Annotated in this window: 19 protein-coding genes and 1 tRNA gene; 15 read left to right on the top strand and 5 right to left on the bottom strand. The window is 59.5% G+C overall.

What is annotated here, in order from left to right; genetic code table 11:
- Window positions 1-272 precede the first annotated feature (272 nt).
- The 3 genes from AARI_RS09930 to AARI_RS09920 all read right to left on the bottom strand — a co-directional run bounded on the left by AARI_RS09930 (window position 273) and on the right by AARI_RS09920 (window position 3262).
- Complete coding sequence (locus AARI_RS09930; RefSeq protein ID WP_013349167.1) at window positions 273-1562, bottom strand: AI-2E family transporter; 1290 nt, start codon at window positions 1560-1562, stop codon at window positions 273-275.
- A gap of 223 nt (window positions 1563-1785) precedes the next feature.
- Complete coding sequence (locus AARI_RS09925) at window positions 1786-2370, bottom strand: GNAT family N-acetyltransferase (protein ID WP_013349166.1); 585 nt, start codon at window positions 2368-2370, stop codon at window positions 1786-1788.
- Between the two features lie 268 nt (window positions 2371-2638).
- Window positions 2639-3262: a vitamin K epoxide reductase family protein gene (locus AARI_RS09920; RefSeq protein ID WP_013349165.1), complete on the bottom strand. Its 624-nt coding sequence runs from the start codon at window positions 3260-3262 to the stop codon at window positions 2639-2641.
- 607 nt (window positions 3263-3869) lie between these two features.
- Here AARI_RS09920 and AARI_RS09915 point away from each other — a divergent pair.
- The 15 genes from AARI_RS09915 (at window position 3870) to AARI_RS09845 (ending at window position 19163) form a co-directional block, all read left to right on the top strand.
- Window positions 3870-6710 (top strand): Rne/Rng family ribonuclease, encoded by a 2841-nt coding sequence (locus AARI_RS09915; protein ID WP_013349164.1) that lies wholly within the window; start codon window positions 3870-3872, stop codon window positions 6708-6710.
- A 230-nt stretch (window positions 6711-6940) separates the two neighbouring features.
- A complete protein-coding gene (rplU, locus tag AARI_RS09910; protein WP_013349163.1) occupies window positions 6941-7249 on the top strand; it encodes a 50S ribosomal protein L21 in 309 nt (102 codons plus the stop codon).
- A gap of 48 nt (window positions 7250-7297) precedes the next feature.
- On the top strand, window positions 7298-7552 hold the full coding sequence (gene rpmA, locus AARI_RS09905) for a 50S ribosomal protein L27 (protein ID WP_013349162.1): 255 nt from the start codon (window positions 7298-7300) through the stop codon (window positions 7550-7552).
- A 124-nt stretch (window positions 7553-7676) separates the two neighbouring features.
- Window positions 7677-9266, top strand: coding sequence for a GTPase ObgE (obgE, locus tag AARI_RS09900; protein WP_013349161.1), 1590 nt, complete (start codon window positions 7677-7679; stop codon window positions 9264-9266).
- A gap of 3 nt (window positions 9267-9269) precedes the next feature.
- Window positions 9270-10427, top strand: coding sequence for a glutamate 5-kinase (gene proB / locus AARI_RS09895; protein WP_013349160.1), 1158 nt, complete (start codon window positions 9270-9272; stop codon window positions 10425-10427).
- A 16-nt stretch (window positions 10428-10443) separates the two neighbouring features.
- Window positions 10444-11730: a glutamate-5-semialdehyde dehydrogenase gene (locus tag AARI_RS09890; protein WP_013349159.1), complete on the top strand. Its 1287-nt coding sequence runs from the start codon at window positions 10444-10446 to the stop codon at window positions 11728-11730.
- Window positions 11731-11848: 118 nt separating this feature from the next.
- Window positions 11849-12061, top strand: coding sequence for a hypothetical protein (locus AARI_RS09885; protein WP_013349158.1), 213 nt, complete (start codon window positions 11849-11851; stop codon window positions 12059-12061).
- Between the two features lie 2 nt (window positions 12062-12063).
- Window positions 12064-12669, top strand: a complete 606-nt coding sequence (nadD, locus tag AARI_RS09880; RefSeq protein WP_013349157.1) for a nicotinate-nucleotide adenylyltransferase — start codon at window positions 12064-12066, stop codon at window positions 12667-12669.
- Window positions 12670-12751: 82 nt separating this feature from the next.
- On the top strand, window positions 12752-14239 hold the full coding sequence (locus AARI_RS18645) for a hypothetical protein (RefSeq protein ID WP_013349156.1): 1488 nt from the start codon (window positions 12752-12754) through the stop codon (window positions 14237-14239).
- A 57-nt stretch (window positions 14240-14296) separates the two neighbouring features.
- Window positions 14297-14677, top strand: a complete 381-nt coding sequence (gene rsfS / locus AARI_RS09870; protein WP_013349155.1) for a ribosome silencing factor — start codon at window positions 14297-14299, stop codon at window positions 14675-14677.
- 72 nt (window positions 14678-14749) lie between these two features.
- A tRNA-Ala gene (locus AARI_RS09865) sits at window positions 14750-14825 on the top strand.
- 106 nt (window positions 14826-14931) lie between these two features.
- Complete coding sequence (locus AARI_RS09860; protein ID WP_013349154.1) at window positions 14932-16662, top strand: HNH endonuclease signature motif containing protein; 1731 nt, start codon at window positions 14932-14934, stop codon at window positions 16660-16662.
- A gap of 82 nt (window positions 16663-16744) precedes the next feature.
- Window positions 16745-17836 carry a magnesium and cobalt transport protein CorA gene (locus AARI_RS09855; protein WP_013349153.1) on the top strand — a complete coding sequence of 364 codons (1092 nt, stop codon included), beginning with the start codon at window positions 16745-16747 and terminating at the stop codon, window positions 17834-17836.
- A gap of 23 nt (window positions 17837-17859) precedes the next feature.
- Window positions 17860-18477, top strand: a complete 618-nt coding sequence (locus AARI_RS09850; protein ID WP_013349152.1) for a GyrI-like domain-containing protein — start codon at window positions 17860-17862, stop codon at window positions 18475-18477.
- A gap of 11 nt (window positions 18478-18488) precedes the next feature.
- Window positions 18489-19163: a DNA alkylation repair protein gene (locus AARI_RS09845; RefSeq protein ID WP_013349151.1), complete on the top strand. Its 675-nt coding sequence runs from the start codon at window positions 18489-18491 to the stop codon at window positions 19161-19163.
- 36 nt (window positions 19164-19199) lie between these two features.
- Here AARI_RS09845 and AARI_RS09840 read toward each other — a convergent pair whose 3' ends face one another.
- Both AARI_RS09840 and hisC read right to left on the bottom strand, forming a co-directional pair.
- Complete coding sequence (locus AARI_RS09840) at window positions 19200-20576, bottom strand: amino acid permease (RefSeq protein ID WP_013349150.1); 1377 nt, start codon at window positions 20574-20576, stop codon at window positions 19200-19202.
- The gene (gene hisC, locus AARI_RS09835) at window positions 20573-21631 is read right to left on the bottom strand and encodes a histidinol-phosphate transaminase (RefSeq protein WP_013349149.1); all 1059 of its coding nucleotides are present in this window, start codon (window positions 21629-21631) and stop codon (window positions 20573-20575) included. The genes AARI_RS09840 and hisC overlap by 4 nt, the downstream gene beginning before the upstream one ends.
- Between the last annotated feature and the right edge of the window lie 84 nt (window positions 21632-21715).

Raw genomic sequence — 21715 nt, 5'->3', positions numbered from 1 at the left:
AAACGAAGACATGCAGCAAAACTTCTCAAGGTGCTTGCGCATCCCACGTCGCTCCACTTTCATCACTCCAGTCACATTAAACACACAAACCACATCCACGGCAACGTAGGTTTAGCTTCCGAATGGCATGCGCCGAGCAAAATACCCCGAGAAACCGGGGCTGGCGGCGTGGCAAACTAGTTTTGAATTAGTTGGTAATAATTCGATCCAGAGTATTTATGGGCACGAGAAAGGGTGCCCCTGCTATGCAAGAGCACCCCCAGCATCGACTTCTACTCGGAACCCTTAGTCGATTCCTTATGAGCTACCTTGGCTTCGAGCTTTTCGAAAGCCTCTTCCTCTTCGTGGATTTCAACTTCGGACTTGATGTCCTCGCTGGCTTCAGCCACGGCATCGGACTTATCTCGTCCGGTCCACACCTTGATCACAGCCCACGAAGCTGCAACCAGCGGCACCGACAGGACCGCTCCGACGATGCCAGCCAAGACGGTGCCGGCGGTCAGGGCCATCAAGACGACCAATGCATGCAGGCTCAGGGCGTTGGCCATGACGACCGGCTGAAGGAAGTTGCCTTCCAGCTGGTTGACCAGGATCACCGCGGCAAGCACGATCAGTGCCACCACCGGGCCATTGGTAACCAGAGCGATCAGCGTGGCCAGGATACCGGCCACGGTCGCGCCGACCATCGGAACGAACGAACCCAGGAAGACGATAACGCCCAGCGGGATAGCCAGTGGCACCTGCACGATCAGCAGCGTAGCGGTGATGCCCAAGGCATCCACCGCTGCGACAGTGGCCGTGCCGCGGATGTAGCCGCCGAAGGTGCGCAGTGCGCGGTCTCCGGAGAGGATCCACTTATTGCGGTAGTGGCGCGGGGTCCAGGACACGGCGAAGGCCCAGATCTTGTCGCCGTCCTTCAGGAAGAAGAACAAGATGACCAGAAGCAAAATCATCCCTGTCACGAAGCTGCCGGCGGCGCTGAGGGTATTCAACGCGCCGGTGCCGAACTGGGAACTGGTCAAGAAGCCGGTCACGGTTTCAACGACATTATCGATTTGGCTCTGATCGACGTTGAATGGCATGGTGCCGATGAATCCCTGGACCATTTCATTGAGCTGGTTGAAGCCCTGGACAGCTTGATCAACGAGCTTCGGCCATTCCTTGATGACCGAGAAAACCAAGCCGGTGCCAATGCCGCCGAGGATCAGCAACGAACCCAGGAACACGATCCACGCCGCAAGCATCGGGGAAACGACCCTGCGCAGCTTGATCACCAGGGGCCACAACGCACAGGAAATGATGACGGCCAGCAACGTCGGGATCACGATCATCGTCAGCCGCAGCATGCCGATGATCAGGAAGGTTGCCAGCGCGCCGACGATCAAAAGCTGTGCGCTTCGAATGCCCAAGCGTCCTAGCAAGTCCGTCCACAAACTGGTGACCGTGAAATCTGGTTTGGCGTCCTTGGCTGGAACACGATGGTACTCAGCAGGCGTCGGCTTGTCGGGTTGCTGTTGCTTCTTCAACAACTGGGCAGGCCTGACCTTACGGAAAAAAGCCATAGTCGCTCCTTGTTATCTAATACTGATAGCTCTAACAATAGGCTAGCGACTTGAGTTGCCTTCGAGGCAACACCGAAAGGTTGATTTTTGCCCCGGGCATCGGCCTTGAGGCTTACCGAAAGGTTCAAGAAGCGCAGGTGGGACACGATGGTAGACAAATCGGCAGCCCTGCAATTGCAGGACCGCCGCGTTGAATGAAGCCGGATTCAGCCGGAGGATCGAATCAACCCATGAAATATTCCTTGGCCAGCAAGCCCATGATGATCTTGTCGTGGAATGACCCGTCGTGGAACCCGGCCTGTCGCACGCGGCCTTCTTCACGGAACCCTGCACGGTTGAACGTGCGCAGTGCGCGCTCGTTGTAGGCCCACGCGGTCAAGCCGATGCGGTTCAGGCCCATCTCGCGGAAACCGTAATCGATGATCATCTTGGTTGCCATGGTGCCGTAGCCCTGGCCCACGTTCGAACCGCCGATCATGATCATCAGCTCTGCCGAACGCGCCGGTGCGTTGTAGTTGTACAAAGCCGTATGCCCGATCAGCGTGTCATCGGGCAGCGTGATCGAAAGGCCAACACCGTCGGTGGTCCCGCGGTTCAGGCTGCGCGATTTGAATAGCTCTGCGGCTTCGGTGATTGGGTGGGGGAGGACCAAGTTGCCCTGCAAAGCCATGAATTCTGGGCTGTTCCACCACTGGGTGAGGAATGCAAGATCTTCTTCTTGCAATTCCCGCAGCCGCAGGTGCTCGGAAATCAGCAGGTTGATTCCGTAGTCTTGGGCATTTTCTGTGTTCCATATGTCACTTGCCATGCTTCTAACCTACCGGGTTCAGCTTGATGGCACGTGTGAAATCGTTGATGGCGAAACCTTTCGATCAACCTGGAATTCGGCAATGGCGCAGATCGAAGTTGGAATTCAGGCATAAATTTGCAGGTCGACGCGCCGAGGCGCAACAAACAGTGACACATCCATGGCTGCTCAGCCTCATTGCCCCTGCGCTGGATGAACAGATTAAAGCACCACGGGACCGCTGCCGAGGCAGCGGTCCCGTGGAAGTCAGGGGCTAAGTAGCAGGTCCCTAGCCGAAGAAAGCCAGGGGGAAACGCAGAACGATCGAAGCGGCTATGAGCACCCAGAGGATGGCGGTAATGATCCAGCTCCACTCGGCGAAGAACTTCTTCACCCCAGCGCCGGCAGGAATTACCCCGGTCAACACATTGCGAGCGGTCGTAAAGACGAACAGCGGGATCGTCATCGCCCACACCACCATGCAGTAAGGGCACAGCGCGTTGATCTCATACAGTGCCTGGGACCAGAACCAGATGACCAAACCCATCGCTGCGGTGACGCCGACTTGGAAGCACAGCCAGAACCAGCGCTTGAGGTTGGATGCCCCAGCCAGCAAGGCGAAGCCCACGGTGATGACAACGGCGAAGCAAACGATCCCGAAGAAGGGATTGGGGAAGCCGAAGATCCCGGCCTGCTCTGATTTCATTACGGTGCCGCAGGAAACCCAAGGATTGATATCGCAGCTGGTGATGTAATCGGGGTTCTTATAGAGCTCAAGGCGTTCCAAGACCAAAATGCCGGCGGCGAGCCAGGAGATGAACCCGGTGACGATGATGAACAGCCCGAAGCCGCGTTCCTTAGCCCACCAGGGCAACACGCCCGAGCTATGGCTATTTTCTAGTGATGAAACCATGTTTTGACTATTCCATAAGTTCATAGGAAAGCGGGAAATTCCGCCGAGGGCTTTTTCATCTTAAGGAGCCTTTCTGTGTGTCTGGTGAGAACCAATGAACAAGGCGTGAACGAAATATGAGAGAATGGGAATGGTTGTTCGCGGATCCACAGTCTGCTTTCAACCCGACGACAGACTTTTGAAACAACAGATCGCCAGGCGATGCATCGCTTCGGTTGAGTGCCCAATATGTGCGCCTCCCGAGGGAATACCGCGGATCGTAGGGCTGCAAAGGAAAGCAGCCGGTTTTCTTAGGCCACGTTGATCCGCAGGATTTGCGCATGGTTCAGAAACTTGGACAAGTGCCGACCCCGCGGAAAATAGCGAGCTTTTGTGTCCGGTCCACTGGAAAATAGGTAGGCCAAGGGGACACGTGATGATTGTAGTTTCAGTTGCGGCGCCGTCTGTGGAGGATGCCGGAGCGGGACATAGTAGGAGTATGCGAATTTAAATGAGCGCAGCAAATCAACGAAAGGGTGGGGCGCAAGGTAATAAGCGGGGCAACCGTTCAACGCGAGCCCGCCGTACCAGCGTTTCAACCACACCTGCGCGACCACTGCGTCGCGCCATGACCCTGGCCGAACTCAATGCTGCTGCCGGCGTTGAAGAAAGCCCATACCGCTGGCGGGCAACTCGCCGCACGCAGATATCGACCCCTGACTCCACCAAGCGCGCAAGCCGCCAGGCTGAACGCCGTGCACAGGCGGCACGCAATGCCGCTAATGACGAAGCAGTCGAGGCAGCCGCAGCCAAGCAGGAAGCTTCAGAGCAGAAGGCTGTGGAAGAAACTGCAGCTGCAGCCGAAGCGTCAACCGCTGCTCCAGTCGAGCCGGAAACCGCCAAGGTTGAAGAAGCACCTGTCGTCGATCAGACCGGCAAGCTGCTGGCTGAACACGGCAGCACCATGATCTTGAATCCTTTCGCCGTGCCAGAAACTGCACAGGCAGTGCTGGCACAGGCCGTGGCCAGGAAGCAGGAACCTGCTCGCCGTGCCGCCGCCGCTTCGGAGGCCGACGAGGACGATGTCACTTCGCGCCGTCGCCGCCGTCGTCGTCGTGGCGATGTGGACCTGGAACTTGAAGGCGGTTCGCAAGATGATCCGCCGAACACCGTCACCCGTGTGCGCGCACCGCGTGGCACCATCGAGAGCCATGCCTCGGTCAACAACAAGGTTGCTTCGGTGCGCGGCTCCACCCGTTTGGAAGCCAAGCGCCAGCGTCGCCGCGAATCGCGCGAAACCGGTCGTCGCCGCCAGGTGATCACCGAGGCCGAGTTCTTGGCCCGCCGCGAGTCCGTTGAACGCAAGATGATTGTGCGCCAGCGCGAAGATCGCATCCAGATCGGTGTGCTGGAAGATGGGGTGCTCGCTGAGCACTTCGTTTCCAAGACCCAGCAGGATTCGCTGATCGGCAACGTGTACGTCGGCAAGGTCCAGAACGTGCTGCCATCGATGGAAGCTGCTTTCGTGGATATCGGACGCGGCCGCAACGCCGTGCTGTACGCCGGCGAAGTCAACTGGGATGTTGCTGCGCTGGAAGGCGCACCACGCCGCATCGAGAACGCGCTGAAGGCTGGCGACTCGGTACTGGTCCAGGTCACCAAGGACCCAGTGGGTCACAAGGGTGCCCGCCTGACCAGCCAGATCTCGCTGCCCGGCCGCTACCTGGTCTACGTGCCAGGCGGTTCGATGACCGGCATCTCCCGCAAGCTGCCTGACGTTGAGCGCCAGCGCCTGAAGAAGATCCTGAAGGACCACCTGCCGGAGAACGCGGGCGTCATCGTGCGCACCGCTGCCGAAGGCGCGTCCGAGGAAGAACTGACCAACGATATCAACCGACTGCGCGCGCAGTGGGAAGGCATCGAAGAGCAGGCCAACTCCACCAAGACCTTGGCTCCGGAACTGCTGTACTCCGAGCCTGATCTGACCATCAAGGTAGTGCGCGACGTCTTCAACGAGGACTTCACCAAGCTGATCGTCTCCGGCGAACACGCATGGGACACCATCGAGGCCTACGTCATGTACGTAGCCCCGGATCTGATGGGCCGCTTGGAGAAGTGGGAAGCCGAAGAGGACATCTTCACCAACTTCCGCGTCGACGAGCAGATCGCCAAGGCACTGGACCGCAAGGTCTTCCTGCCATCGGGCGGTTCTCTGGTCATCGACCGCACCGAAGCCATGACCGTCATCGACGTGAACACCGGCAAATTCACCGGCTCGGGCGGCAACCTCGAAGAAACCGTAACCAAGAACAACTTGGAAGCGGCCGAGGAAGTTGTCCGCCAGCTGCGCCTGCGCGACATCGGCGGCATCATCGTCATCGACTTCATCGACATGGTCCTTGAATCCAACCGCGATCTGGTGCTGCGCCGACTGGTGGAGTGCCTGGGCCGGGACCGGACCAAGCACCAGGTGGCCGAGGTGACCTCGCTGGGTCTGATCCAGATGACCCGCAAGCGCATGGGCACCGGTTTGCTTGAAGTCTTTGGTGAAGAGTGCGAGCACTGTGCCGGTGCTGGTGTCATCACCCACGACGAGCCAGTTGAAACCCGCAAGACCTTCAACTCGGCCGGCGAGCAGCACACCAAGAAGTTCAACGACAAGCCAAGCCGCAACTCCCGCCGCCGCCGCGGTGGCGAGAAGGACGAGGCTAAGCCAGTTGAGAAGAAGGAGCCGGTATCGGAGGAGAAGGACGAGGCCACGCGCCACGCCCTGGCCAACATTGCCGCAGCTTCGCACCTGGATGCCGCTGCAGATAACGCAGTGAGCATCGATGGCGAGCAGATTCCTGTCACCAAGGCGCAAGCATCGGATTCCGAAGCTGCTGCGGTGACCTTGGAAGCGCTGGAAGCAGCGTTGCCGGGCAAGGGCGAGTCCAGCGAGGAACAGGACGGCAGTCGCAAGCCGCGCCGCCGTTCACGCTCCCGTGGACGCAACCGGAACCAGCTTGAGGAAAGCACTTCAGGTAACGATGAGGCTTCGGCTACCCTGGAGCAGCCAGCTGCTCCTGGACCGGAGCAGGCATCGAAGTCCGAAGAGCAGCCCCGCAAGCGTTCGCGCCGGGCTTCGCGTCCGCAGGCCGCAGCACAGCAGGACCAGCCGGTCATCACCGGCCTGGCCATGCCTGCTGCCAGCGCACCTGCAGCCGCTGAGACCAGCACCGCTGTTTCCGCTCCCGTTGCCGCACCTGCGGCAACCACACAGAATTCTACGAAGCCAAAGCGCCGTAGTCGTCGGGCCACCTCGGCCCAGGGCGATGCGACCGCAGAGGTTCTCGTGGCAGAGGTATCCGCTGCTACCGGTTCGGTAGTTCAAATGGATGCCTCCGGTTCGAAGAAAGATAAGCCAGCTGAGCCTGCCGGGCAACCGGTAATGTTCGGTGTGGGTGTTCCAGTACGCGAACTGAAATAGATGAACTTGATCACGCTTCACCCGCTGGGGCAGTTTCTATTTGCTCCAGCGGTGTGGACTAGCGTAATCTAGTTGATCGGTGCTAAACGCCAAGATCACGGACTTTTGGTCCGCTCGGCGTCAAGGCACAAGCGCATGAGATCCCCGTGCTCGCGTCCACTTTGTGGGTGTTTACGGGTCGATATCTGCGCCGGTAAGACAATAAACGTCGAGTAGAAGTGAGTACCCACGTGGTGTACGCAATTGTCCGCGCAGGCGGCCACCAGGAGAAGGTTTCCGTTGGAGACCTCATCACCGTTGACCGTCTTCAGGCTGCCCCAGGCAGCTCCATCGAGCTTCCAGCTTTGCTGTTGGTAGATGGCGAGAAGGTAACTTCCGCAGCTGCCGATCTGGCTAAGGTCACGGTCACCGCTGAGGTTGTAGAAAACCTTCGCGGCGAGAAGATCGTAATCCAGAAGTACAAGAACAAGACCGGTTACAAGAAGCGCCAGGGCTTCCGTGCCGCTCTGACCAAGGTCAAGGTCACCTCGATCGCCTAATTCAGGCAATCGTAGAATCCATTTTTGTAGCGAAAGAGGCTAAAAGGCATGGCACATAAGAAAGGTGCGAGTTCCACTCGCAACGGTCGCGATTCCAACGCACAGTACCTAGGCGTAAAGCGCTACGGTGGTCAGGAAGTCAAGGCAGGCGAAATCATCGTTCGCCAGCGTGGCACCCACTTCCACCCAGGCGCCGGCGTAGGCCGTGGCAAGGATGACACCCTGTTCGCATTGGCTGCTGGCGCAGTCGAGTTCGGCACCCGTCGTGGTCGCCGCGTGGTGAACATCGTGGCTGCTGCCTAATTTCAGGCAACAGGCAAATTTTTTAGTACACAAGGGGTGGGCCGATTTCGGTCCGCCCCTTGCGTGCATAGTTAGACTTTAAGCGAGTATCCCTCGCAACCCCGTACTAGGAGAAGATGGCCCCGTGGCTGCATTCGTTGATCGCGTAACCCTTCATGTCACCGCAGGTAATGGTGGCCACGGTTGTGTGTCCATCAAGCGTGAGAAGTTCAAACCGCTTGGCGGTCCAGATGGCGGCAACGGCGGCAAAGGCGGAGACATCATTCTTCGCGTTGACCCGCAGGTCACCACGCTGCTGGACTTCCACCACCTGCCGCACCGCAAGGCCGGCAACGGCGAACCAGGCAAGGGTGGTTTGCACCCGGGCAAGCACGGCGAGGACCTGATCCTCGGCGTGCCAGCTGGCACCGTCATCAAGACCAAGGACGGCGACATCCTCGGCGACCTGGTCAAGCAGGGCGACGAATTCATTGCTGCCATTGGCGGCATGGGAGGCCTGGGCAATGCGTCCATCGCCTCGGATAAGCGCAAGGCCCCGGGCTTCGCACTGCTGGGCATTCCCGGCACCAGCCAGGACGTCGTCTTGGAGCTGAAGTCCATGGCCGATATCGCGCTGGTTGGCTACCCATCGGCCGGCAAGTCCTCGCTGATCGCCGCCGTCTCGGCAGCGCGCCCGAAGATCGCCGACTACCCATTCACCACCCTGGTGCCTAACCTGGGTGTCGTGGAAGCCGGCGAAACCCGCTTCACCGTCGCCGACGTTCCAGGCCTGATCCCAGGAGCCTCCGAAGGCAAGGGACTGGGCCACGAGTTCCTGCGCCACGTCGAACGCTGCGCTGCCATTGTGCACGTGCTGGACTGCGCTTCGCTGGAAGCGGACCGCGACCCAATCAGCGACCTGGACATCATCGAAGCCGAGCTGGCCAATTACGAGGCCGACTCCACCTTCGCCGGAACCGACGGCACCATCGTGCCGTTGATCGAACGCCCGAAGCTGATCGCCCTTAACAAGGTTGATATGCCGGACGGCGCTGACATGGCTGAATTCGTGCGCCCGGAATTGGAAAAGCGCGGCTACCGCGTCTTCGAGATTTCGGCCCTCTCGCGTAACGGATTGCGCGATCTGTCCTTCGCTATGGCTGAATTGGTAGAACAGGCCCGCGCCGAACAGGTGGTTGAAGCCCCAGTAGTCGAGGTACCTGTGATCCGTCCGCGTACCAGCAAGCGTGCTGAGTTCACCATCCGCCGCGAGGAACAGAACTTTGAACCAATGTGGCGTGTTATCGGTGAGAAGCCCGAACGCTGGATCATGCAGACTGACTTCCGCAACGACGAAGCAGTGGGCTACCTGGCTGACCGCCTGGCCAAGCTGGGTGTTGAAAACCAGCTGTTCAAGGCCGGAGCCAAGCCAGGCGACGCCGTAATCATCGGTGCAGAAGACAACGCAGTGGTCTTCGACTGGGAGCCAACCATGGCTGCCGGTGCAGAACTGCTCGGCGGAAGCCGACGCGGTGAAGACATCCGCCTTGAGGACCGCGGGGATCGCAAGACCCGCGAAGAGAAGCGCGCCGAGCATGATGAGCGCAGAGCTGCCAAGGCTGCCGCTCGCCAAGAGCTGGAAGCCGAACGCAAGGCCGGTATCTGGACTGAATCCGTTGACTCCAAGTACGGACGAAAGACCGCTGAACCAAAGGCAACCCAGGAGGAAAATTAAAGTATGAGTGAAAGCGCCACTAAGACAATTTCAGCTATTACCTCACCTCACGAACTACCTCAGGCCAAGCGGCTTGTAGTGAAAGTTGGATCCAGCTCGCTGACCACGGTCAGCGGGGGAATATCGCATGAGAGACTGAAGTTTCTGGTGGACACACTCGCCGAAACTGTGAATAACGGAACCGAGGTCATCCTCGTTTCTTCCGGTGCAATTGCAGCCGGCATCGCCCCGCTGGGGTTGGCCAAGCGTCCCAAGGACCTGGCCACCCAGCAGGCGGCCGCCGCAGTGGGCCAGGGGTTGCTGCTGGCGCAGTACACCCAGTTATTCGATGAGCACGATCTTCGCGTCGCCCAGGTGCTGCTGACCGCAGATGACCTGATGCGCCGCTCAACCTACACCAACGCCCTGCGTTCTCTGGTCCGCTTGCTGAACCTGGGCGTACTGCCGATTGTGAACGAAAATGACGCGGTAGCCACCCGCGAAATCCGCTTCGGCGACAACGACCGCCTGGCCGCCCTGGTGGCCCACCTGGTCAAGGCCGACGCGCTGCTGCTCTTCTCCGATGTCGACTCGGTCTACGACGCGCACCCGGATGAGGGCGGCAGCCGCATCACGACCATCGAGCACCCCGACGAACTCGAAGCCGTGGACCTGGGCACTCCAGGTGCGGCCGGGGTAGGCACCGGCGGCATGATCACCAAGGTCGACGCCGCGACCATGAGTTCCTCGGCGGGCATTCCGACCCTGGTGACCAGCACGGATAACGCGGCCAAGGCCTTGCGCGGCCAAGATGTCGGCACCTGGTTCGCCGCCCGCAACTCCCGCCGCTCCGCCCGCGATGTCTGGCTGGCTTACCTGGCCTCGATCGAAGGCAAGTTGATCCTGGATGCCGGTGCCGTCAAGGCCATCTCCCGCGGCACCAACTCGCTGCTGGCCGCCGGCATTATCGAGGTTCGCGGCGAGTTCGAGGCCGGAGACGCAGTAGAGATCTGCGATTCCAAGGGCAAGCCATTCGCCCGCGGCCTGGTGAACTTCGGCTCCGAAGAACTGCCGGATATGCTCGGGCACAACACCACGGATCTGGTCGAGGAACTGGGCGAAGGCTACGACAAATCCGTCGTGCATGTCGACGACCTAGCTTTGATCGAACCCATTTTCTAGAATGAGGAGCATGAGTATGGATGCCGTAAACACCGAAGAAACGAATACCGACATCACCAACTCGGTCCATCAGCTGGCCGACCGCGCACGCCGCGCATCACGAATCCTCAAGCGCGCCAACCGCGACTGGAAAGACCGTGCGCTTCAAGCCATGGCTTCGCGCATCGATGAGAACCGCGCGATGATCCTGCGCGCAAATGAAAAGGATCTGGAAAACGGCCGGGCCAACGGCACCTCCGAAGCGCTTTTGGACCGCCTGAAGCTCGACGATCAGCGCATCGACGGCCTGATCGGCGCCCTGCACGAACTCGCTGGCCTGCCGGACCCAGTGGGCCGCGTCGTACGCGGCGAAACCCTGCCTAATGGCCTGCGCATGCGCCAGGTCAACGTGCCCATGGGTGTCATTGGCACCATCTACGAGGCACGCCCTAACGTCACCGTCGATATCGCCGGCCTGGCGCTGAAGAGCGGCAACGCAGTACTGCTGCGCGGCGGTTCGGCGGCGTTGAACTCCAACCAGGCGCTGGTTGCGGTAATCCGCGACGCGCTGGAGTCAGTCTCCCTGCCTCGCGACATCGTGATCTCCATCGATGAATTCGGCCGCCCCGGCGCCGACGCGATGATGGGCGCACGCGGCAAGATCGACGTGCTGATCCCACGCGGCGGCCGCGAGCTGATCCAGCGCGTGGTCACCACCGCCAAGGTTCCGGTCATTGAAACCGGCGAAGGCAACGTGCACATCTTCCTCGACGCGAGCGCCGATGAGGAAATGGCCGTCGATATCCTGCTCAACGCCAAGACCCACCGTCCAAGCGTGTGCAACACCGTGGAGAGCCTGTTGATCCACAAGGACGCAGCAGTAGCTCCGGCAGTGCTCAAAGCCCTGTCCGAAGCCGGCGTGAGCTTGCACACCGACGATCGTGCCGCGGCGCTGGTTCCGCAGCTGAAAACCACCCCGGCAGGGGAGGACGACTGGCGCAATGAGTACCTGGATCTGGATATTGCAGTGAAGGTCGTTGACGACATGGACCAGGCGCTGGAGCACATCCGCACCTACTCCACCGGCCATACCGAGGCAATCATCACCTCGTCCTTGACAGCTTCGGAGCGGTTTGTCGCGGAAATCGACTCGGCGGCAGTCATCGTCAACGCTTCGACCCGCTTCACCGATGGTGGACAGCTGGGTCTGGGCGCAGAGGTGGGCATCTCCACCCAGAAGATGCACGCTCGTGGTCCGATGGGCCTGGCCGAACTGACTACGACCAAGTGGATCGTCCAAGGCGACGGGCACATTCGCAAATAGTTTCTGACCGCCGTTTTCGGTACGATGTAGAAGAAACGTAACGTTACTTTTCGAGCCGCTGATCCAGGTGCCTTCGCGCCTGGCTCGGCGAACTCGTAAAAACGACTGGAGAATTATCTTGAACGCGCTGATTTTGGCTTCGGAAGCCGCTTCCAACGGCATGGACCCACACACTTTTGCTGTGCTTGTCGGTGGCGGCATTTTCGCAGCACTTATGGTTCTGCTGCTGATCACCGTTTCCTACACCAACGTAGGTAACCGCCACGATGCAAAGCCTGAACCAGAGGATACCCACCGCCAGTTCAAGACTCACACGCCACACAGCCACTAGTCTTGGCAGAGCATAAGCCTCAAGACCGCCCATTGCGCCTCGGCGTAATGGGCGGTACTTTTGACCCCATCCACAATGGCCACTTGGTCGCTGCCAGCGAGGTGGCGGCCGAATATGACCTGGATGAGGTTGTTTTCGTTCCCACCGGACAGCCCTGGCAGAAGGCAGACCGACAGGTCACCAGCGCCGAGCACCGCTATCTGATGACCGTGATCGCCACCGCGTCGAACCCGCGCTTCACCGTAAGCCGCGTGGATATCGACCGTGAAGGCGCCACCTACACTCGCGATACCTTGCTTGACCTACGCGCACTGCGCCCCGATGCGGAGCTATTCTTCATCACCGGCGCGGACGCGATGAGCCAGATTATGAGCTGGCGCGATATCGACCAGGTCTTCGATCTCGCGCACTTCGTTGGCGTGAGCCGGCCAGGTTATGTCATCGCGGATTTGGGTCGCGACAACGTCTCGCAATTGGAAATTCCAGCACTGTCAATTTCCTCCACGGATTGCCGTGCACGAGTCGCAGCCGATAAGCCAGTTTGGTATCTTGTGCCGGACGGTGTGGTGCAGTACATTGCAAAATATGGGCTGTATACCGAGTCGTAACCTCACATAGGGTGGGGTAACACGGCATAATCTCTAGGTAAGGGTGACGGTATTTGTCTATGCGGTCGGGAGAAGTATCAGGATGAGCGATAACTCGCAGCCGGTTTCAAGCAGGCGAGCTCTGCGCGAAAAACGACGTGCTGAGATGGAAGCAATGCTGGCAAACAGCAAGGCCGAACAAGCAGCCAAGGAGCTCGCGTCAAAGAACGTAGCCGAGGCTGAAGCGCTGGCTAAGCCAGCTAAATCTGGACAGGCCCCACAGGCCAAGCCAGCACCCAAGGCAGAGCCTGCCTCTAAGATCGAGCCTGCTTCCAAGACAGAGCCTGCAAAATCCGCCGCGGCCAAGCCACAGGCATCCAAGCCAGCGGCTAAATCCGAGGCTAAGCCTGTAGCTAAGCCAGCACCCAAGCCAGCTGTTTCGGAAGCACCAGCCGCCAAGGCTGAACACCCCAAGCCAGCAGGCGCCAAGCAGCAAGCCATTAAACCAGTAGCGAAGCCTGCGCAGGCCCCAGCTAAGGCTGAAAACGCCAAGCCTGCAGCAAAGCCAGCTTCCGCACCTGCGGCCGAAGAGCCACTGGGGGAGCGCGCCTCATTGCGCCGTGCCCGTGACCGCGAGGCTCTGCGCGAACGCCGCCGTCTGGAAGAAGAAGTCGGCGCACTGACCACCAACATCCCAACCGTCTCCCCGGCCGAGGACCCCAAGCCGCTGACCCGCCGTCAGCTGCGCCTGCAGGCGCTGGCCGATCAGGGCAAGGTCGAACCGCAGCCTAAGGCCCCCGCCAAGCCTGCCGGCAAGGAAGACACCCCAGAAACCACGGTTATGAGTGTCGAGCAGGCGCTGGCCGCCCGCCGCGCCCACGAACCTAATGCTCCGGTCGATCCTAACCTGCTGGGGGAAGACGACTCCGAGATCGATTTGGAAGTTCTCGCCCACCAGCGCGAAATGGCTGCCCGCGCGGCTATCATTTCCCGTCGTGCCGCCGAACGTGAACGCCTTCGCATCCAGAACGCTAACCAGGGCAAGGACGATAAGGCTTCCGATCCTTTCACTGGCGCCATGGGGAACATTCGCGAGGTTGAAGACCGCATTGCCAAGACCGGCGTGCAGGGTCCCAAGACCCAAAGCGTTGCGCTGGACCTGAATGCGGATGGCAAGCTCAGCTCCAAGAAGGATGAGGCCGCACCTGCAGCCAAGAAGCCAATGGCCAAGCCGGCCAAACCAGCAGCCAAGACCCCGGTAAAGCCAGCAGCGAAGGCTCCGGCCAAGCCTGCGGCGAAACCAGCAGCAAAGCCGGTTGCCAAACCAGCAGCAAAGCCGGTTGCCAAACCACTAGCGAAGCCAGTGGCCGAAGAGCCAGCAGAATCCAAGCTGAAGACGCAGGCCTCCGAGCACGCCGCCGGAGTGGAAATGCCACGCATCGACGCGGTCAACGCACAGGGCTTGCAGCCACTTGACGTGCAGGCCCATGGCCTTCGCCGAGCCAACAACATGCTGATCGCGATGATCGTCGCACTCAGCTTGGGCGGCGCCGCATTGATTGCGGGCTTGATCATGTTGCTAGGCAACTAGTTTTCGTAGGACAATTAAGTTCTCGATCTACACCTCTATAAGGAGACACCCCACTCTATGGGAGCACACGCAGATTCAATTGCCCTCGTGAAGGTTGCTGCACACGCAGCATCCGAAAAGATGGCAGAAAATATGGTCGCACTCGATGTTGCCGACCGCTTGGGCGTTACCGACGCTTTCTTGATTGTCTCTGGTGGGTCAGAACCTCAGGTCAACGCCATTGTCGACGAAATCGTCGCTGAAGTACTCGAAGAGTACAGCATGCGTCCGATCCGCCGCGAAGGCTTCGGCCAGGGCCGCTGGGTCTTGCTGGATTACGGCGACGTCGTCGTTCACGTTCAGCACCAGGAAGACCGCATCTTCTACGCCCTTGAACGACTCTGGGCCGACTGCCCAGTAATCGAGCTGCCTGAGGAACTTTCTGCAGACCAGAAGTAATCCTCAATTTGCATCCTGATCAGGTAGTCATCTATGATTATGGAGTTGCCTGATCAGGGTGGCAATCCTTTTGGGGGTATGGCGCAGTTGGTAGCGCGTCTGCATGGCATGCAGAAGGTCAGGGGTTCGAATCCCCTTACCTCCACCAAATTAGATCCTAAGATTTCGGTTCGCCGGAATCTTGGGATTTTTTGTTTTCCACAGCTCGGCGACACCCACGGCTACGACCGGCTCCATCGGTACATCCTGTACCCATGACCACCGACACAGCGTACGCCCTGTTGCAGCTCGCTAAAGCACGCGAGCTCATTGACGCTGCCAACGCTGTGTTCGGCGCCGCTGATCTTCCACCCGGCCATGCCGCCGGCTACGCCAAATACACCGAAGAAATCGACCAGAGCCTGTCCCGTGCCAAAATCCGGGCAGCACATGCGCTGCGTCATACCGGTGCCCACAAGCTTGATCAAGCTTCATTCCAGCACCTTGGCGAAGCATTCGAACAGCCAACACCGCAGAGCATGCAAGATGCGGCCGGACGTACCATTACCGGCCGCACTGATTTCAGGAACACGCGCAGCATGATGCACGACTGGCTCGACATCCCGCGTGGCACCGCCAGTGACCGGCTGATCCTTGCTGACTGCCTACTAGGCGGAGTCGACGACTCCGGGCAACCCACGGCTCCGTGGCTTCCCGAACTGGCGGCAGAATACAACGATCCGACGATAGACCCCCGGCTAGTCATGGCAGCAAGCACGAAACTCCATTCGGCCCGCAAGGATCTGGGTGAAGGTGCCGCGGCAAATGCCAAAAAGGCGAAGCTTGAACGAGAATCCGTGGCATTCATGCACGCTGAGCCGAAGAGCGCCCGCAAGCACATCAGCGCCATGGTCGCTGAAGTGAAGGCTGGACAACGTCCGCTCAAGGCTCTGCTTGAAAGCATCGGCATTTTCAAAAAGGGCCTACGCCAAGGGCTGATCGAGTACGTGCTGCGTGTGCTTCCGTCCCAAGCAGCCTATATTGAAGCGTTCTTCGCTTCGATCGATAACCCGGCCACAGTGGCAGGCAATCGCGAGGGACTCAAAGATGCTGAAGCACAGTTCACGGGGGCACAGGTCAACGAGTGGGGCGATGAGGCGTCCATGCCCGACTGGGCCCAGCCTGAGGCAGAACACGAAGAGTCCGCTGACGATAGCCAGCACCCGGATACTAGCGATGCCGAAGCCACTCAGTCCTCTAGCCAAGAAACCACGGCGGAAGACAGCTCCGAAGCCGAAGCTGACGAGCAGCCGGAGCACCGCACCGCATCAGCTTCCTGGGAGGATCTGAAGCCCGAACGCAGGCGGCTGGTTGGGCTGATGACGCTGCTGATGAGCGATCGCACCGGTAGCCCGCCACATCGAAAGTTGGCACTGGCCACCCCGCAGGTGAGCATCATCTTGAACTACGAGAAAATGCTCGCCCAGGCTAAGGATTTTGCGGTTACTTCCTCAGGAATTCAACTTTCAGCAGGCGAAGCAAGAGCCGCACTATGCAACTCCGGAATCTATCCGGTGGTGCTCAACGGCAAGAGCCTGCCTCTCGATCTAGGGCGGACCCAACGCCTGTATTCCAAGGCCCAGCGCCGTGCAATTCGGGCAGCCTACCGAGGCTGTTCCTACCCTGGGTGCAGCATGCCCGCAGAACGGTGCGAAATTGATCATCTGGATGCCTGGGAAAAGGGCGGACGAACAGATATCAAATCTGCAGGACTCAGTTGCCTGATACACCATACTGGCCGGCATTGCGGGCTATTCCATGCAGTAAAGATTCCAGGAAGCAGGCCGATGGTGCTGCTTTCACCGGAATTGGATCCCGAACAGAAGCTGCGGATCAATACCTATTTCATGACCCCGGCAGAGGCACTGGAAGCCCAAGCGCTAGCCGATGAAACCACTGCGAAGTGGCGTGCCGGGCAGCTAGAGGTCGAAATAGTCGATCCCTAGGCTCCCGACTGGCAAGAATCAGCGACGAAATTCTCCCCGGACTTGCGATACTTGAATGAACGAGGATCATTCAGGAGTAAAAATGTCACGTGTTCAACGCCGGGCCGCGGATGCCCGACCATTCTTCGGTACCCAGAATTCGTCTCATACGTCAATGACCGTCCGCTATATTGACGATGGCACCGTAGCGACTGCTCCGGAAGGAACCAGCGCCGCCGATGCGCTGGCGTTTGGCCAGTCCGGCGATCAGCGCATTGCCTTGTCCCTCTATCCGACGCCGGATGAAGCTGACATTCGAGAACTCACCGAAGCGTGGCAACTGCACCCGGTACTCGTCGAAGACCTCGTCCATGCGCGCCAGCGGCCAAAACTCGAACGCTACGGTGAAGTCATGCTCCTTGTAGTCCGTTCGGCCCTGTACCTGGATGAAACAGAAGAAGTCGAGCTGTCTGAGTTCCACATTCTGATGCGCAAGGGTGCTGTAGCGGTGCTCTGCCAGGACCATCGATGGATCGACGGTACTGACGGTGAGGGGTTTGTCCAGTCCATCAGGAGCGGCAATCTTCGCAAGGACCAGGTGCTGCTTAAAGACCCTGAATTGCTCCGTCTGGGGGCAGAGTCCGTGCTGTACCGGATCTTGGACGAGATTGTCGATGGATATGCCCCGGCGCTCCACGGACTGGGAATCGACAAGGAGCAAATCGAACGCCAAGTCTTTAGCGGCGATGCCGCAGTTACCGAACGCATCTACCGCTTGAGCCAAGAAGTTATCGACATGCAGCACGCGACCGCATCCTTGCTAGAGGTTGTGCAGTCGCTTGATGACGGATTCAAAAAATATCCGGTGCCCGACGAACTGGAAACCTATCTGCAAGATGTCACCGACCACCTCACCCGAGCTCATACCCAGGCCGTAGAATACCGCGATGCGCTCTCGCAGATCTTGAGCGTGAACTCCACCCTCGTCGCCCAACGCCAAAACGAAGATATGAAGAAGATATCCGGTTGGGCTGCGATCCTTTTTGCCCCGACACTGATCGCAGCGATCTACGGGATGAACTTTAAGAACATGCCTGAACTGGACTGGTCCTTCGGGTATCCCGTTGCTGTCCTTGTCATGTTGGGCTTTGCCGCTGCATTGTATGGTGTATTCAAATGGCGTAAGTGGTTCTAAGCCGAAGAACTTCAGGTGGGACATTGACCGAGAAAATCGACTTCAAGAAGACGCTGGATGGCTACCATGCAAAGGCAGGGCAATTCCGCGTCCTGCAGCTTCCGGTGATGCAGTACTTGATGCTTGACGGTGCTGGGGATCCGAACACCAGCGACTTGTACCAACACGCCTTGCAAACCCTGTATCCGGTGGCCTACAAGCTCAAATTCGCGAGTAAGTCCCACGGACGCGACTACGTCGTCCCGCCTTTAGAAGGCTTATGGTGGGCCGAAGACATGGCCGTCTTTACCGAACGGCGGGACAAGAATAAATGGTGCTGGACGATGATGCTGATGGTTCCTGCCTGGATCGGCGAAGATGACTATATGAAGTCTCTCGAAGCGGCCCATAGCCAAAAGCCACTACCTTGTGCAGAGAAGCTCCGGTTCGAAACCCTCGCCGAAGGTCAATGCGTGCAGACATTGCACATCGGACCCTACGACGCAGAGGCTGAAACGTTGTCCGCGATGCATGACGAGTTCATCCCCGGCCATGGGTTTCGCATGACCGGAAAGCATCATGAAATCTACTTCGGCGATCCGCGCAGGACTGCGCCGGAAAAGCTTCGTACGATTCTGCGCCAACCCGTAGGATCGTTGTGATTAGGGGAGAAATGGAACTGACACCACAAAGCAGCGTTCGAGACGTGCAGTTAGCACTAGAAGAACTTGAGGACCCCAAGCATCGTACGATCAATGAGAAACACGGTGATGATTTTGGGGTGAACCTGAGCAAGCTCCGTGCCTTGGCCAAAGCGCTGAAGAGCAACCAGGAGCTCGCAGATGCCCTCTGGGCCACCTCTGACACCGGCTGCCGGCTGGTGGCCCTGCTCATTGCCAAACCACGCACCTTCACCGTGGAAAAGCTGCAAGCTTGGAGCAAGGACGCAACAACTCCCAAGGTCCAAGCCTGGTTCCTGAACTACATTGTGAAAAAGACCAAGCTGCTTGAAGAGCTGCGCCTGGTGCTCTTGGAACAAGAAGATCCTGTGCAGCTGGCGGCTGGTTGGGAGCTAACTGCCCACCAGGTGGTGAAAGCACCCGAACTGCTTGACCTGGAGCAGCTGCTGGACACGATCGAAGCCCAGATGCTCACGGCCCCAGATCGCTTGCAGTGGGCCATGAATACGACGCTAGCGCAGATCGGCATCGAAAACGAGGCGTTGCGCCCACGAGCCCTGGCCATCGGAGAATCCTTGCAGGTGCTTGCGGATTACCCGACCTCAGCCGGGTGCGTTTCTCCGTTCGCACCCATCTGGATCACCGAGATGGTAAAAAGAAAAGCCTAGGTCCAGCGAATGCTGAACCTAGGCTTGGGCAATTGATTAGGAATCGACTGCTTCGGAATTCTCATCACGCAACACAAGCTTGGAGACTACCCAGATCAAGGCGGTCAACCCGCCGGTGAGCAGGAGCTGGGTGCGTGCTGCTGGATCGGTCATCGCAATGGCAACGATTGCTGCCAAGACTACGATGGTTGCGATTGACAGCCCTGGGAAGCCCCACAGGCGCAGCGGCAGGTGCTCGCCATTGCGGTCCGCGCGGCGACGCAGAATCAGCTGGGTTACTGCGATGAACGACCAGATCACGATGATGGTCGAGCCCACCACGTTCAGCAGGATCGGCATTACCGCATCAGGCCAGATCCAGTTCAGGCCCACGGCCAGGAACGAGAAAGCCACCGAGCTGATGACGGACTTGGAAGGCACGCCCTTGCCGGTCACATGAGTGACGGCGCTCGGGGCAAGCTTGCGCTGACCCAGCGAGTAGAGCATGCGCGAAGAACCGTAGATGTTCGCATTCATCGCAGAGAGCAATGCAACTACGACTACGGCGTTCATCAAGAAGCCCACACCCGGCAGGTGGATGACGTTCAACGCAGCGGCAAACGGACCGTCAACTACTGCTGGGTCATTCCACGGCACCAGGGCCACGATCACCAGGATCGAGCCGAGGTAGAAGAACAGGATGCGCAACATCACGGACTTGACCACGCGCTTGATATTGCCAGCCGGGTCTTTGGACTCAGCGGCGGCGATCGAGACCACTTCGGTACCGCCGAAGGAGAAGATGACGATCAGCACGGCGGCAGCAATGCCGGCCATGCCGCCGGGAGCGAATCCGCCATGCGCGGCCAGGTTGGCGAACCCGATCGCTTCCGGAGTCGGAATCACGTGGGTCAGCACCAAGACGCCGAAGGCCAGGAAGGCCAAGATGGCGGCCACCTTGATCACCGCGAACCAGTATTCGAAGCGTCCGTAGTTGCGCACGCCGAGCAGGTTCGCTCCGGTGAGGATCACCACGAAGCTGAGCACCCAGGCCCACTGCGGGAAGGACGGGATCCAGCCGGCGGTAATCGCCGCTGCACCGGTAGCTTCGGCGGCGATCACCACGACCAGCTGGATCCAGTACAGCCAGCCAAGGGTGGAACCGGCACTGCGGCCCATTGCCTTGCCGGCGAAGGTGGAGAATGCGCCGGAGGATGGGTTGGCCGCGACCATTTCGGCGAGCATCGCCATGATCACGATGATCACGGTGCCGGCGATCAGGTAGGAGACCAGCACTGCCGGGCCGGCGATGGAGATCGCCTGGCCGGAACCGACGAACAGGCCTGCGCCGATCGCCCCGCCCAGTCCCATCATGGAGATCTGGCGCGGAGTCAGCCCGGTGTGCAGCTGCTCGGGAGTTTTAACTGCGCTCACGCGGTGGCCTCCTTTACCGTCAGGGCGGCGAGCACACGGTCAACATCTTCTGCGGTGCCCGAGGAGATGCGCAGGCCCTCGCTTGGGAAGGCGCGCACCACTACACCGCCTGCAGAGAGTTTGGCTTCCAGCAGCTCGGTGGCTTCACCGGCATCGACCCAGACGAAGTTCGCTTGGGACTTCACTACCGGGTACCCGGCAGCGGCCAGTCCCTCGTACATGCGTTCGCGCTGGGTAACGACTTCCTCGATGCGTACCGAGAGTTCTTCGATGGCGGCCAGCGAGGCTACCGCGGCGCGCTGGGCCAGGTCCGAGACGCCGAATGGCACCGCTACCTTGCGCAGGTTGGCGGCTACTTCCAGCGGGCTGATGGCGTAGCCGACGCGCAGTCCGGCCAGGCCATAGGCCTTGGAGAAGGTGTGCAGCACGGCTACGTGCGGGTACTTGCGGAACAGGGCCACACCATCGGCGCGCTCCGAACGGTCAAAGTGCACATAGGCTTCGTCGACGACGACCAGCACGTTGCGCGGCACGGCGTTGATGAACTCATCCAGCGCTTCTGCCTGCACCACGGTACCGGTCGGGTTGTTCGGGTTGCAGATGAAGATCAGCCGGGTCTTCTCGGTGATTGCGGCAAGCATTGCGGGCAGATCGTGGCAGTGCTCGGCGTTCAGCGGTACTTCTACCGGGGTTGCTCCGGCGATGCGCACCAGCGAAGGATAGGCCTCGAAGGAGCGCCATGCGTACATGACCTCGTCGCCTTCGGCGGCCAGTGCATGGATGAGCTGGGCAGCGACCTCGACCGAACCGGCACCCAAGGTGATGTGCTCGGCCGGGATGTCGAACTGCTGGCTCAACGCGCCGGTTAATTCCGGTGCTGCGATGCTCGGGTACCGGTGGATGGTGGCCAGGCCCTCTTGGATGCTGGCCAGTACCGAGGGCAACGGGGTGTGCGGGGATTCATTGGATGAGAGCTTGGAAGCTCCAGCGGCTGCGGGCTTGCCCTGCTTGTAAGCGGGGACCTCCTGCAACGAAGGACGCTGGTGAAGGGTCATGAGTTTCCTCTCCGACTGCCAGAACTGATCGAGGGTGGCAGTTGATTGTATGACCAAGCCGTCAAGAGCAGCGGTGGTCTTGCT

This window comes from Glutamicibacter arilaitensis Re117 (genome assembly GCF_000197735.1).
Taxonomy (GTDB): domain Bacteria; phylum Actinomycetota; class Actinomycetes; order Actinomycetales; family Micrococcaceae; genus Glutamicibacter; species Glutamicibacter arilaitensis.
Note: the sequence above shows the minus strand (reverse complement) of the source record. Positions and strands in the feature narration are given on the sequence as shown.